This window comes from Burkholderia sp. MSMB1459WGS (assembly GCF_001534535.1).
GTDB lineage: Bacteria > Pseudomonadota > Gammaproteobacteria > Burkholderiales > Burkholderiaceae > Burkholderia.
Window position 1 is genome coordinate 194,563 of record NZ_LPMU01000052.1, and the last position, 13,329, is coordinate 207,891.

14 protein-coding genes and 1 pseudogene are annotated in these 13,329 nt (G+C 69.1%); 6 read left to right on the forward strand and 9 right to left on the reverse strand.

Annotated elements, in window-relative coordinates; genetic code table 11:
• Positions 1–40: 40 nt before the first annotated feature.
• Entirely contained in the window at positions 41–919 is an 879-nt protein-coding gene (locus tag WT97_RS20380; protein WP_059794771.1) for an aldo/keto reductase family oxidoreductase, read from the reverse strand.
• Between the two features lie 101 nt (positions 920–1,020).
• Here WT97_RS20380 and WT97_RS20385 point away from each other — a divergent pair, with 101 nt between their 5' ends.
• Positions 1,021–1,920: a LysR family transcriptional regulator gene (locus WT97_RS20385; RefSeq protein ID WP_059794768.1), complete on the forward strand. Its 900-nt coding sequence runs from the start codon at positions 1,021–1,023 to the stop codon at positions 1,918–1,920.
• A 6-nt stretch (positions 1,921–1,926) separates the two neighbouring features.
• Here the strand turns inward: WT97_RS20385 and WT97_RS33205 are convergent.
• The 3 genes and pseudogenes from WT97_RS33205 to WT97_RS20395 form a co-directional block, all read right to left on the reverse strand.
• Positions 1,927–2,186: pseudogene (locus WT97_RS33205) on the reverse strand (transcriptional regulator); the annotation flags it as partial.
• Between the two features lie 126 nt (positions 2,187–2,312).
• Positions 2,313–3,074, reverse strand: a complete 762-nt coding sequence (locus WT97_RS20390) for an isocitrate lyase/phosphoenolpyruvate mutase family protein (protein WP_059504303.1) — start codon at positions 3,072–3,074, stop codon at positions 2,313–2,315.
• Positions 3,075–3,218: 144 nt separating this feature from the next.
• Positions 3,219–3,686 carry a MarR family winged helix-turn-helix transcriptional regulator gene (locus WT97_RS20395; protein WP_059504302.1) on the reverse strand — a complete coding sequence of 156 codons (468 nt, stop codon included), beginning with the start codon at positions 3,684–3,686 and terminating at the stop codon, positions 3,219–3,221.
• 81 nt (positions 3,687–3,767) lie between these two features.
• Between WT97_RS20395 and WT97_RS20400 the strand changes: the two genes are divergently transcribed.
• Both WT97_RS20400 and WT97_RS20405 read left to right on the forward strand, forming a co-directional pair.
• Positions 3,768–4,136, forward strand: coding sequence for a YciI family protein (locus WT97_RS20400; RefSeq protein WP_060354239.1), 369 nt, complete (start codon positions 3,768–3,770; stop codon positions 4,134–4,136).
• Between the two features lie 93 nt (positions 4,137–4,229).
• Positions 4,230–4,847 (forward strand): glutathione S-transferase family protein, encoded by a 618-nt coding sequence (locus WT97_RS20405; RefSeq protein ID WP_059504298.1) that lies wholly within the window; start codon positions 4,230–4,232, stop codon positions 4,845–4,847.
• 48 nt (positions 4,848–4,895) lie between these two features.
• On the opposite strand, the gene WT97_RS20410 is transcribed toward WT97_RS20405, so the two are convergent.
• The 5 genes from WT97_RS20410 to WT97_RS20430 all read right to left on the reverse strand — a co-directional run bounded on the left by WT97_RS20410 (position 4,896) and on the right by WT97_RS20430 (position 10,059).
• The gene (locus WT97_RS20410; protein WP_060354240.1) at positions 4,896–5,624 is read right to left on the reverse strand and encodes an HAD family hydrolase; all 729 of its coding nucleotides are present in this window, start codon (positions 5,622–5,624) and stop codon (positions 4,896–4,898) included.
• Between the two features lie 24 nt (positions 5,625–5,648).
• On the reverse strand, positions 5,649–6,620 hold the full coding sequence (locus tag WT97_RS20415; protein WP_060276966.1) for an ornithine cyclodeaminase family protein: 972 nt from the start codon (positions 6,618–6,620) through the stop codon (positions 5,649–5,651).
• 107 nt (positions 6,621–6,727) lie between these two features.
• A complete protein-coding gene (locus tag WT97_RS20420) occupies positions 6,728–7,858 on the reverse strand; it encodes a DSD1 family PLP-dependent enzyme (protein WP_060354241.1) in 1,131 nt (376 codons plus the stop codon).
• 129 nt (positions 7,859–7,987) lie between these two features.
• Entirely contained in the window at positions 7,988–8,947 is a 960-nt protein-coding gene (locus WT97_RS20425; protein ID WP_060036480.1) for a LysR substrate-binding domain-containing protein, read from the reverse strand.
• Positions 8,948–9,144: 197 nt separating this feature from the next.
• Positions 9,145–10,059: an NAD(P)/FAD-dependent oxidoreductase gene (locus tag WT97_RS20430; RefSeq protein WP_060354242.1), complete on the reverse strand. Its 915-nt coding sequence runs from the start codon at positions 10,057–10,059 to the stop codon at positions 9,145–9,147.
• Positions 10,060–10,198: 139 nt separating this feature from the next.
• On the opposite strand from WT97_RS20430, the gene WT97_RS20435 reads away from it, so the two are divergent.
• From WT97_RS20435 to WT97_RS20445, 3 genes are all read left to right on the forward strand, one after another.
• Positions 10,199–10,639 (forward strand): Rrf2 family transcriptional regulator, encoded by a 441-nt coding sequence (locus WT97_RS20435; RefSeq protein ID WP_059504286.1) that lies wholly within the window; start codon positions 10,199–10,201, stop codon positions 10,637–10,639.
• Between the two features lie 250 nt (positions 10,640–10,889).
• Positions 10,890–11,489 carry a DUF2760 domain-containing protein gene (locus WT97_RS20440; RefSeq protein WP_060354243.1) on the forward strand — a complete coding sequence of 200 codons (600 nt, stop codon included), beginning with the start codon at positions 10,890–10,892 and terminating at the stop codon, positions 11,487–11,489.
• Positions 11,486–13,327: an Hsp70 family protein gene (locus WT97_RS20445; RefSeq protein WP_060354244.1), complete on the forward strand. Its 1,842-nt coding sequence runs from the start codon at positions 11,486–11,488 to the stop codon at positions 13,325–13,327. The genes WT97_RS20440 and WT97_RS20445 overlap by 4 nt, the downstream gene beginning before the upstream one ends.
• Positions 13,328–13,329: the final 2 nt, after the last annotated feature.

Below are 13,329 nucleotides of genomic sequence, written 5' to 3' on the forward strand. Positions count from 1 at the left end.
CGGCCCGCGTTGCACGGGCTGCCGGGCGATCGTCCGCGCGTCAGGCGGCGTCGGCGCCCGCGATGCGATCGAGTTCCGCGAGCGCGTCTGCCGGCAGATCGACGTCGGCTGACGCGAGATTCTCGTGCAGATGCGCGACCGACGACGTGCCGGGAATCAGCAGGACATTCGGCGCGCGGTGCAGCAGCCACGCAAGGGCGACCTGCATCGGCGTCGCGCCGGTACGGGCGGCGACGCCGGACAGCGTCGACGACTGCAGCGGCGAGAAGCCGCCGAGCGGAAAGTACGGCACGTATGCGATGCCGTCGCGAGCAAGCGCGTCGATCAGCGCATCGTCGCCGCGATGCGCGATGTTGTAGTGGTTCTGCACGCAGACGATGTCGCAGATCCGCCGGCCTTCCGCGACCTGCGCGGGCGTGACGTTGCTCAGGCCGATATGCCGGACGAGCCCGCGCCGCTGCAGTTCGGCGAGCGTGGCCAGCGGCGCTTCGATCGATCCTTCTGCCGGCCCGTGCGTGTCGAACATGATGCGCAGGTTGACGATCTCGAGCACGTCGAGCCGCAGGTTGCGCAGGTTGTCGTGCACGGCCCGTTCGAGTTCGTCGGGCGCGAACGCGGGCAGCCACGACGCATCGTCGCCGCGTCGCGCGCCGATCTTGGTGACGATCACGAGATCGTCGCGATACGGATGCAACGCGTCGCGAATCAGTTGGTTCGTGACGTGCGGGCCGTAGAAGTCGCTGGTGTCGAGATGGTCGACGCCGGACTCGACGGCTTCGCGCAAGACGCGCAATGCAGCATCGCGATCTTTCGGCGGGCCGAATACGCCGGGGCCTGCAAGCTGCATCGCGCCGTAGCCGATTCGTTTGACGTGGCGATCGCCGAGCTTGAAGGTGGCGGTGGGACGAATGTCGGGCATGACCGTGCTCCTGTCGATGGGATGAATGCGTTCAGCATAGGGACGAGTCGTCTGCGCGATAAGACGTCATAATTCGCACGGGTTGTACGAAAAGGCGAACAATGCAAACCGATCTGGGCGATCTGAACGCGTTCATGGCCGTGGCACGCGCCAGCGGATTCCGCGACGCCGCACGCATGACGGGCCTCAGCGCGTCGGGGCTGAGCGAAGCCGTGCGCCGGCTGGAAGCGCAGCTCGGCGTGCGGCTGCTGCACCGCACGACGCGCAGCGTCGTGCCTACCGAAGCCGGCGAGCGCCTGCTTGCGCGCCTCGGGCCCGCACTGACCGAAGTGGCGGCGGCGCTCGACGATATCGACGAATTCCGGAACCGGCCGGCCGGCACGCTGAAGCTCAACGTGCCGGTCAGCGCATCGCGGCTCGTGCTGCCTGCGATCGTGCCGCGCTTTCTCGATGCGTATCCGGATATCCGGCTGGAAGTGATCGCCGAAGAAAATTTCGTCGACGTGCTGGCGGCCGGATGCGACGCGGGTATCCGCTACGACGAACGGCTCGAACAGGACATGATCGCGGTGCCGATCGGCCCGCGCATCCAGCGCTTCGCGACCGCGGCGGCGCCCGGCTATCTCGCCCGGCACGGCCGGCCGCGGCATCCGCGCGATCTGCTCGACCATCGGTGCCTGCGCGGGCGCTTCGCCAGCGGCGCGATGCCGCCGTGGGAGTACGAGCGCGACGGCGAGGTCGTGCGGGTCGAGCCGGCCGTCGGCCCGCTGCTGGTGCAGATCGGCGGCGCGACGGACCTGCTGGTCGATGCGGCGATCGCCGGTACCGGCATCCTGTATCTGTTCGAAGACTGGGTGCGCCCGCATTTCGACAGCGGCGCGCTCGAACCCGTGCTCGAACCGTGGTGGCGGCCGTTCTCCGGCCCCTTCTTGTATTATCCCGGGCGGCGTCTCGTGCCGCCGGCGCTACGTGCGTTCATCGATTTCATCAAGGCCTCCTGAGCGTCGTCAGCGCGCCGGCGCGTGCGCGTCGAGCAACTGCCGGTGCCGCGCGTGTCGGTCGCATCGTCGGCGGGAAACATGCATTCCATGCGTAATTCCTGCGCGGCCGCGCTTTGCGGCGTGCCGACCGTCGTGATCGGCGAGAAGTAACGCAGCACGACGCCTTCGTGGATGAAGCCGATCGGGATGACCGGCAGCGGCGGCGCAGCGGCCGGCGCCGGCGGCGTGTTCCAGTCGCGCGGAAGCGGATGGGCGCACATGATGTCTGCGGGCGACGGGCGCCGCCGGAATGGCGGCGCGCTCCCCGAAGCGTAGAAGCGGGCGTGTCGTGCGCCAATGACATGCGATGTCATCGTTCGACGCGCGGTGGCGCCCGCCGTTTCGCGAATCCGTCAGCCGCCCTGCCTGACCAGCGCCGCCAGCGCCTTCATCGCCTGCAGATACGGATACGGCCCGTGGCTGATGCGCGCCACGCCGTACTCGGCGAGTTCGGCGAGCGTCGGCGTTTCCGCGACGCGCATCACGTTCACCGGCAGCGGCGACGCGGCCGTCAGCGCACGAATGAGCGCCGGCGCGCGCAGGCCCGGCACGAACAGGCCGTCGGCGCCGGCCGCCGCATAAGCGCGGGCGCGCGCCAGCGTCGCCTCGAGCAACCGTTCGTCGTGCGTATCGGCCGCCGCCAGGAAGAACACGTCGGTGCGCGCGTTGATGAAGTAGTCGGCGCCCGCGCGATCGGCCGCCTGCCGCGCTGCCGCGAGACGGGCCGCCGCGGCGTCGACGTCGCGCAGTTCGCCCGTCGACGGCACGCTGTCTTCGAGATTGCAGCCGATTGCGCCGGCCCGGATGCTCAGCGCGATCGTCTCGCCGACTTCCTCCGGCCGCTCGCCGTAGCCGCTTTCGAGATCGACGGTGACGGGCAGGTCCGTCGCGCGCACGATCCGCTCCAGCACCTCCATCATCAGTGCGCGCGGCATCTGTTCGCCGTCGCCGAAACCGTTGGCGGCTGCGACGGACCAGCTACCGGTGGCCAGCGCGGCGGCGCCGGCGTCGGCCACCGCGCGCGCACTGCCGGCGTCCCATACGTTGAACAGCGCCAGCGGTTGGCCCGCACGGTGAAGCGACCGGAAAGTCGCGCCTTTCTCGTTGTTGCTCATGCTCGTCTCCTTGGATAACGGATCGGTTGTCGTGCCGAGCGATATTGCCACCGAATCGGGCGGTGCGACGGGGGCCGGCAATGTCTGCTGACAGCGCGTGGCAGGAAGTGCGCGCGACCGCCGCGGCCCGCTCCGTGTGCCGGCTCAGTCGCGCGAACCCGGATCGATCGACAGCGTGCGCAACTGGCCGCGCAACTGGTCGACTTCGCCCGGCGCGAACGCCCGCTCGATCTCGGCATGCGTGCGCTGCCACAGCGGAAACGCTTCGGCCAGCAGGCCGTGCCCGGCCGGCGTCAGTTCGAGCAGGCGGCTGCGCCGGTCGTCCGGATCCTGCGCGATCGCGACGAGGCCGCGCCGCTCGAGCGGCTTGAGCGCCGCGGTGAGCGTGGTGCGATCCATCGCGAGCAGCGACGCGACCGATTTCATCGGGGCCGGTTGCGGCCGATTCAACGACATCAGCAGCGAAAACTGGCCGTTGGTGAGATCCAGCGGGCGCAGCACATCGTCGAAGATGCGCGCCAGATTGCGCGCCGCGCGCTGCATGTGCAGGCACAGGCAGCAATCGCGCACCATCAGCGTCGTTTCGAAGGGAAGCTTTTCTTTTCGTGCCATGTTGCAATTGTGTTGATATCAACCTATCTTGTCAAGGTCGAGGCGCGGCAACCCGCTGCGTCCGTCATCGGAGGAGAAGGCATGAGTGCGCAACAGCAGGTGTATCTCGCCGTATTTCTCGGGAGCCAGGATAGCCCGGCGATGAAGGCATGGCTCGCGCTGCCCGAGGAAGAGCGGCGCACGCGCGAGCGCGACGGCATCGCCGCATGGCATGCGTGGGTCGAGCGCCATCGCGACGCGATCGTCGAGCTGGGCGGGCCGCTCGGCAAGACCAAGACCATCGACGCAGGCGGCATCCGCGACACGGCCAATGCGCTGACCGGCTTTACCGTCGTGCGGGCGTCGTCGCACGACGCGGCCGCCGCGCTGTTCGAAGGTCATCCGCATTTCACGCTGTTCCCGGGCGTGTCGGTCGACGTGATGCCGGTGCTGGCGATTCCCGGCGCGTGAGCGACGCGTGATGCCGGGCGCTGCGTGTCGCCCGGTTCGATGCGCGTGGCCCGGATACGGGCTTTTTTCCGACGTTCTGGATGGAGATTGGCGATGAAGCTTTACGGATTTGCCGGCACCCGCTCGCAACGGGCGCTGTGGGGGCTGAAGGAACTGGATGCGGATTTCGAATTCGTGTCGGTCAACCTGCTCGAGGGCGAGCACAAGCGGCCCGAATTCCTGCGCCTCAATCCGGCCGGCAAGGTGCCCGTGCTGGTGGACGGCGACCTCGTGATTCCCGAATCGGCCGCGATCGTGCTGTATCTCGCGGACAAATACCCGGAGAAGGCGCTGCTGCCCGTCGATCCGGTGCTGCGGGCGCAGGCCTATCGGTGGATCATGTTCGCGGTGACGGAGCTCGAGCAGCCGCTGTGGCGGATCACGCGGCACACGTTCCTCTATCCGCCGGAGAAGCGCTCGCCGGCCGATATCGAACTGGCGCGCGAGGATTTCGCCACGATGGCCGTCATTCTCGACAAGCATCTCGAAGGGCGCGAGTTCATCGTCGGCGATGCGCTGACGGTGGCCGATTGCGTGACGGCCTACCTGATCGACTGGGCGAACGAATGCCACCTGATCGAACCGTTCCCGCAATTGCGCGCGTATCTCGAACGGCTGTATGCGCGGCCGAAGGCGCCGCAGCGGATCGCGGAGGCGAGGAAGGCGGCGTGAAACGGGTGGCGGGTCATGCGCCGTATCGGCATGACCTGCCGCGTTCGCCTACGATCGCGACACCGTATCTGGCCCGCCAAGCGCACGGCACAGCATCGCAAGGTCGCGCAGCGTGAGATGCGGCGTCGCCCGATGCCGAGGCGCCCGTTCTCCTTCGGCCCGAGGCTCGCGCACGATCCATGCGGCTTGAAGCCCCGCATTCAACGCGCCGACGATATCGAGGTGGAAGTCGTCGCCGACATGCAGCAATTCGGCCGGACGTACGTCGAGTGCGTCCGCCGCCGCATGGAAGATCTCGGGTGCCGGCTTGGCGAAGCCGAAGGCACGCGCGCTGAGCGTCGTGCGGAAGAACTCGCCGCCGCCGGTCAGCCGGAGATCCGCGTTGCCGTTGGTGACCGCGATCAACGGAAAGCGGGCGCTCAACCATGCCAACGCCGGCAGCGCGTCTTCGTAGAATTCGACGCGGTTGCGCGCCGCGTAGAAGACGTCGTAAGCACGGTCGGTCAGCGAGACGTCTTCGTTCGCGCGTTCCAGCGCGAGCCGGATCGACCCGATTCTCATCGCACGATAGTCGCTGGCGAGCTCCGGACATGAACGTTCGTATTCCTCACGTAGCGCACTGAGTGCCTGTTGCGTCGGCAGCACGCTCGCGGTATTGGGCGCGTGCTCGATCAGCCATGCGCGAAGCGTCGCCTCGGCCCGGACGACGGACGGCCCGAACGGCCACAGGGTGTCGTCGAGGTCGAACGAGAGGGCGGAAACTTTGGCGAGACGCATGGCGGCGGAAAGCGGGAAGTCGTTTTACCAGGGCCACGGAACGGAGGTTCCGGTGCCGTTGTCGAGGGCGTACCGGTACAGGAGGCGCGCGACGGTCAGGTCCTGAAGCGCGAGCCCGGTCATGTCGAAGACGGTGATCTCGTGCGCGGCACGGTCGACCGATGTCGCACCCGCGAGGATGTCACCGATCTCCGTACGCGGCAAATCGGGCGCCCACTGGCACTCGCCGATGCTGCGCGCCTGGTCGTGATCGTCCACGACGATGCGCGCGCGTTCCAGCACGCCTGCGGGAAGTTCGCGCTTGCCCGCGGTATCGGCGCCCACGCAGGTCAGGTGGGTGCCCGGCTGAAGCGCATCCGCGTCGAACAACGCGCCGCCGCCGGGCGTGGCCGTGATTACCACGTCGCTATTGGCGACCGCCTCGTTCCGGTCGCCAGCGACGCCGATCTCGCACCGTTCGACGAAGTGCGATTCGAACGCCGGGTCCGGCTCGCCACTGACGTTCACGTACTGCACCGTGCACCGCTGCGGCAGCAGCCTGAGCGCGTAGTCGAGCTGCACGCGCGCCTGCACGCCGGTGCCGAACACGCAGATCCGCGTGCTGTCGCGGCGCGCGAGCAACTGCAGCCCGAGGCCGCCCGCGGCGCCGGTCCGCGCGGTGGTGATCGCGTTGCCGTCCATGATGCACAGCGGCCTGCCCGTCGCGGGATCGAACAGCGCGACGGTGGCCTGATGCGGCTCCCCCCCCCGTGCCCGGTTGCCCGGCCAGAACCCGGCGGCCTTGAAGCCGAGCAGATCCTGACCGGCGACGTCGCCCGACTTGATGCCGAACACGCCGCCGGTATGCAGCTTCTCGCGCACCACCGGGAATACGCGTCCGGCCCTTTGACTGTGCAGCACGAAGGCTTCGCGGACGGCCGCCAGCACTTGCCCGGCCTGCAGGGCGGGCTCGACGGCGTCGCGGTCGAGGAGGAGGAGGCGGGCGTCGGTCGGCATGGTCGCGGAGCTGTTCGGCACGAGACGAATCGAGAATGTTTAAATTCTGTCCAGAGTTGGACGAATAGTCAATGCGTGGATGACGCGGCATGGACGCCGGACTTCGCTCACCAGCCGTAGAAGCGCGGCCACGTCTGCGCGTCGCCGTCGTCGCCGATGGCCTGGTATTCGGGATGTTGCGCGCCGGTGGCGCACGCGTGATTCGGCAGGATGCGCAGGCGCGTGCCGATCGGAAACCGCTGCGCGATACCGGTATCCGGCGTGCCCGCGCGCGACACGATCCCGTGTTCCTGGTTGGCGGCGCTCATCAGGTAGTCGCCGAGCACTTCGCCGGCTTCGGTGCAGATCTGCCCGTAGCCGAAATCGCGCGCCTGGCGTTGCGTGCCTCGGTCGCGGCTCATCGCCATCCAGCCCGCGTCGACGATCGCCCAGCCTTTCTCTTCCTGGTGGCCGATGACGGTGGTCAGCACCGACAGCGCGATGTCCGACAGTTCGCACACGCCGATGTTGTGCATCACGAGGTCGAACATCACGTACACGCCGGCGCGCATTTCGGTCACGCCGTCGAGCCGTTGCGCCGCCAGCGCGGTGGGCGTCGATCCGATACTCACGACCGGGCACGGCAAGCCGGCCGCCCTCAGGCGCTCCGCGGCCCGCACGGTGCGGCTGCGCTCCTGCTCGGCGATCGCGACCAGCGCATCGTGCGTGTCGTATTCGTAGCTGGAGCCGGCGTGCGCGAGCACGCCGCCGAGCAGCATGCCGCCGTCGGTCAGCGCGCGGCCGACGTCGATCAGCAGGTCGGCTTCGGGCGGGATGCCCGAGCGGTGGCCGTCGACGTCGACCTCGATCCACACGTCGAAACGTTCGCCGTGCTCGCGCCCGAAGGCGGCGATCGCATGCGCGGCCGGCAGGCTGTCGGCGACGATCTTCAGGTCGCAGCCCTGCCGGCGCAGCGCAAGCGCCTGGCCGAGCCTGGCGGGCACCATGCCGACCGCATAGACGATGTCGCGGATGCCGTCGGCGAAGAACTGCTCGGCTTCCTTGAGCGTCGACACCGTGATGCCTTGCGCGCCCGCCGCGATCTGCGCGTCGACGACGTGCCGGCATTTGGTGGTTTTGACGTGCGGCCGGAACCGGACGCCGAGTGCGTCCAGATGCGCCTGCATGCGCGCGATGTTGCGACGCATGCGGCCGACATCGATCAATGCGGCCGGGGTATTGAGCGTGTGAAGGTCCACGGTGGGTCCGATTGCGAGGTTGCCGAAGCGGACACTGTAGGGCAGTTGGCTCGCATCGTGCTTAATGCAGGACTAATCCGTCATTAAGCCGGATTTAATGGATCGAATCTCGCGGATCGCGCCCCCGGCTCACGCCTTGCCGCGCCACGGCGGCGGATCGAGAAACCGTCGCGCGGCGTCGAGAAACACCCGCTGCCGCGCGGAACGGCCGGTGCGCGACGGCAACAGCGCCGTCACCGGCGCGGGCGGCAAGCGCCAGCCGGGCAGCAACCGGACGAGCTTGCCGTTCGCGAGCAGCGGCGCGACGTCCCACTCGGAGCGTTCGACGATGCCGAGCCCGGCGAGCGCCCATTCGGTGATGACGGTGCCGTCGTTCGACGACAGCGCGCCGGTGACGCGGATGACGGCGGAGCGTCGCGATTCGCCCTTGACGCTGCTGCCGGGCGAGAAGCGCCAGCGCGGGATGTCTTCGTCGTTCTCGCGCAGGCACAGGCAGTCGTATCGTGCCAGGTCGGACGGATGGTTCAGATCCTCGATGCGGCGCGCGTACGCGGGGCTCGCACACAGAAAGCGCTCGTTGGGCGCGAGCGGATAGCCGATCCACGACGACGACTTGAGGCTGCCGACATGAACGACCACGTCGGCCCCCGCCGCGCTGGTCAACGGGCTTTCCGACAGGTGGAGCGAGATGTCGAGTTTCGGATGCGCACGGTGCAGGTCGCGCACGATCCGGGCGACGTACTTGCGGCCGAAGCCGAGCGGGGCGACGACGCGCAGCGTGCCCTGCACGTCGCCGTGGTCGCCCGCGATACTGACCGGCAGCGCCTCCACGCGCTCGAGAATGCCGACGGCTTCCTGATACAGCCGCTGCCCTTCGTCGGTCAGTGCGATGCCTTTCGGCTGCCGCACGGCGAGCCTGGCGGACAGGCGTGCCTCCATCCGCTGCAGGCGAATCGTGACCGCGGGCGGCGTGAGATCGAGCAACCGGGCGGCGGCGGCGAGGGAGCGCGACATGCCGATCGCGCGGACGAGTCGAAGGTCGTCGAGGTCGAGCATTTCATGGCTCTTAATGCGGATGATGGCGAGCATTAAACCGCACATCGCGCGGCGAAGCCATCGACGTGGCGCCGGGCGGCGCCGACGGGGATGGCGGGAACGCGTCACGGCCGGCCCGTGGTGGCTCAACGGGCACGAAACGCGTCTGATCTCGCTGGAGGAGTGTGGAGCGGACGCGCAGCCGGCGGTGGACGCCGCGCCGCGCGCGTCGTGACGCCTGCTGCCCCCGCCTATGCGTCCAGCCCGAAAATCAGCGACCGGTGTGCGCCCACGCCGGCCGCCACGCCGGATGCCGATGCGAAGGTCGCGTTGGTCATCAGGCTCGACGCGTCGCCGGCCGCATACACACCGGCGACGCTCGTCTGCTTCCACGTATCGACGCGGATCGCGAGGCCGAGCGGCCCTTCGTCGAACGCGCAGCCGAGCTGCTGTGCGAGGTCGCTCGCCATGGTTGTGCGCGCGCCGATGAACAGCGCGTCGATCGGCACGACCTGCCCGTCGGCGAGCCGCAGCGCGTCGATACGCGGCGCATCGCCGAGGATCTCGACGACCGGCGAGCGCTCGATGCGCACGCCGCGCGCGGCGAGCAACGCGGCTTCTGCTTCATTCGCTTCGACCACGCCCTGCGTGAACCATGTCGTCGGGCCCCAGTCCGGAATCAGGATCGCCTGATGGACCGACAGCGGATGCGAGGCGAGCACGCCGAGCCGCTGGCCGCCGACCTCGTACCCGTGGCAGTACGGACAGTGCAGCACGCTGATGCCCCAGCGTTCGGCGAGCCCGGGCAGCGCCGGCAGTTCGTCGCGGATGCCGGTCGCGAGAATCAGCCGGTCGGCGCTCGCGTGGCGGCCATCGGCCAGCGTCACGTCGAAGCGCCCATCCGTGTTGCGTTCGGCGGTGCGGACCTCGCCGTCGATACGCTGCACGGTTGGATACGCGGCGAGTTGCGCGCTCGCTTCGGCGACGATCTGCGCGGGCGGCTTGCCGTCCTGCCCGAAGAAGCCATGCGCGTGTTCGGCAAAGCGGTTGCGCGGCCGGCCGGCGTCGATCACGAGCACGCGGCGGCGTGCCCGCGCCAGTTGCATCGCGGCCGACAACCCGGCAAAGCTGCCGCCGATCACGATCACTTCATGATGGGAATGCATGCATCGACTCCTTTCTGAACCTGCTTGAATGACCACGTGCTTCGCTGGCGGACAACTCATGAAACACGAGAAGTTGCATGATAGGGCGATGGTATCATTCATGCAACTTCAGAAGTTTCGAGAAAAGGGAGTCCCGCCCGTGAGAACCGACAGTCGTTTGTCGCGCATGCTGCATGCGCTGATCCACATGGACCAGGCCGACGGTCCGCTGACGTCGGAGACGATCGCGACGATGCTGTGCACGAACCCGGTCGTCGTGCGGCGGCTGCTCGGCGGGCTGCGCGATTGCGGGTACGTGCAGTCGGAGAAGGGGCACGGCGGCGGCTGGGCGCTGAGCGTCGCGCTCGACGACATCACGCTGCTCGACGTCTATCGCGCGGTGGGCGAACCGCCGCTGTTTTCCGACCTGGTGTCCGAGGATGCGCCCGAGTGCCTGGTCGAGCAGGCCGTCAACGCGCATCTGTCGGCGACGCTGAAGGAGGCCGAAGCCTCGCTGCTCGCGCGCTTCGGCGAAGTCACGCTCGGCATGCTGTCGCGCGATTTCGAAGCGAAGGCGGCCCGGCGGCGCAAGCCGCGCTGACGCGTCGCAGCATCGCGCTCGGGCGCACCCGACTTGCGATCCGGCGCGGCCGAAACCGCCGCGCTGCGGTGTTCTGTCCCCCGACTTCTGCCCGGTTCGCCCGCCACAGGGCAAAATACGGGTTTTCCGCACCCGCGAGGGCGCGTTCGAATCACGCGCCGGGCGGCGGCAGTGCGCATTCCGCACGCTGCGGCCGGGCGCCCAGGCAAGATCGCTCGCCGTGCTGCGAGCCCACAGGAGTCCAGACCCCATGCCCGAATCCAACCTGTCCTTCTTCGGCCGGCTGTCGCTGGCCGTCGGCACGTTCTTCTCCGTGCTCGGCAACCGCGAGTTCGCGGCCGAAGTGCTGCGCGTGCGCGACGGCGTCCCGGCGGCGCCGGTTGCCCAGGCCCCGGCAGCACCGGCACCCGCTGCTGCGCCGGCACCGGCCGCGGCGCCCGTGAAGGCGCCGGCCCCCGAGCTGCGCGAATCGAGCCCGCAGGCTGCCCTGCAACTGCTCGGCCTGCTGCAACGCGATGCACGCTTCATCGATTTCGTCGAGGAAGACATCGCCGGCTACGCGGACGCCGACATCGGCGCCGCCGCGCGCCTCGTGCACGACGGCTGCCGCGCCGCACTGCGCGAACACTTCACGATCGTGCCGGTGCGCGACGAAGCCGAAGGCAGCCGTGTGACGCTGCCGGCCGGCTTCGACGCGACGGCCGTACGCGTGACCGGCAACGTGGTCGGCTCCGCGCCGTTCACCGGCACCGTCAGCCATCGCGGCTGGCGCGTGTCTGACGTGCGCCTGCCGAAGCTGACGGGCAGCCACGACGCATCGGTGATCGCACCGGCGGAGGTGGAACTGTGAGCGATCCGCGCTATTCGATCGGTATCGACCTCGGGACGACCCATTGCGCGCTGTCGTACGTCGACAGCAGCACGAGCGACGGCGAAAAGATCGTGCAGCAGGTGCTGCCGATCGCGCAGCTCACCGCGCCCGGCGCGCTGGAATCGCGCGACCTGCTGCCGTCGTTCCTCTACCTGCCGCATGAAAGCGAACTGACGCAGGGCGACCTGACGCTGCCGTGGACGGCCTCGCGCGGCTTCGCGGTCGGCGAAATGGCGCGCACGCGCGGCGCCGGCACGCCGATCCGCCTCGTGTCGAGCGCGAAGAGCTGGCTGTGCCACCCGGGCGTCGACCGCCGCGCGGCGATCCTGCCGAGCGATGCGCCGCCGGAAGTGGCGCGCGTATCGCCGCTGGAAAGCTCGATCCGCTACCTGACGCACCTGCGCGAAGCGTGGGACCATGCACACCCCGACGCGCCGTTCGCCGACCAGGACGTGACGGTCACGATTCCCGCATCGTTCGATCCGGCCGCGCGCGAACTGACGGCGGAAGCCGCGCGGGCCGCCGGCTATTCGCGGATGACGCTGCTGGAAGAGCCGCAAGCGGCGCTCTACAGCTGGATCCAGAAGAGCGAGGGCGGCTGGCGCAAGCAGGTGCAGGTCGGCGACCTGATCCTGTGCGTCGACGTCGGCGGCGGCACGACCGACCTGTCGCTGATCGCGGTGGTCGAGCGCGACGGCAATCTCGAACTGCATCGCGTGGCCGTCGGCGAGCACATCCTGCTCGGCGGCGACAACATGGACCTCGCGCTCGCGCACGTGGTCGCGCGCAAGCTCGCGCAGCAGGGCACGCAGGCCGATCCGTGGCAACTGCGCGCGCTGACCTACGCGTGCCGCTCGGCCAAGGAAACGCTGCTGTCCGACCCGACCACCGATGCGGTGCCGCTCGTCGTGCCGAGCCGCGGCTCGAAGCTGATCGGCGGCTCGATCCGCACCGAGCTGACGCGCGCGGAACTCACGCAGACGGTCCTCGAAGGCTTCTTTCCGCAAGTCGATGCCGCCGCGCGCCCGGTGAGCCGCGCGCGCGTCGGCCTGACGCAGCTCGGCCTGCCGTATGCGCAGGACGCCGGCATCACGCGCCATCTCGCGGCGTTCCTCGGCCGCCAGGTTGCGGCGCTCGACACGCTCGAAGGCGTGCAGCGCACGCTGCCGCCCGGCGCGACGTTCCTGCATCCGACCGCCGTGCTGTTCAACGGCGGCGTGTTCAAGTCGACGCTGCTCACGCAGCGCGTGCTCGACACGCTCAACGGCTGGCTCGCCGCCGAAGGCGCGCCGCCCGCGCGCCTGCTCGAAGGCGCCGATCTCGATCTCGCGGTTGCGCGCGGCGCGGCGTATTACGGCTACGTGAAGCGCGGCCGTGGCGTGCGCATTCGCGGCGGCACGGCGCGCGCATACTACGTCGCGATCGAATCGGCGATGCCCGCGGTGCCGGGGCTCGAACCGCCGGTGCAGGCGCTGTGCGTCGCGCCGTTCGGGATGGAGGAAGGCTCGGACGCGGCGCTGCCGCCGCAGGAGTTCGGCCTCGTCGTCGGCGAACCGGTGCAGTTCCGCTTCTTCGGTTCGTCGGTGCGCCGCCAGGATCAGGTCGGCACGCTGCTCGACTACTGGTCGCCGGAAGAGCTGCAGGAACTGGAAGAAATCCAGGCGACGCTGCCCGCCGAAGGGCGTACGGTCGGCGAAGTCGTGCCGGTGAAGCTGCATGCGCGCGTGACCGAAGCCGGCACGCTCGAACTCGAGGCGATCCCGAGCGGCACGAACGAGCGCTGGAAGGTCGAGTTCGACGTGCGCGGCGCCGCCTGAGC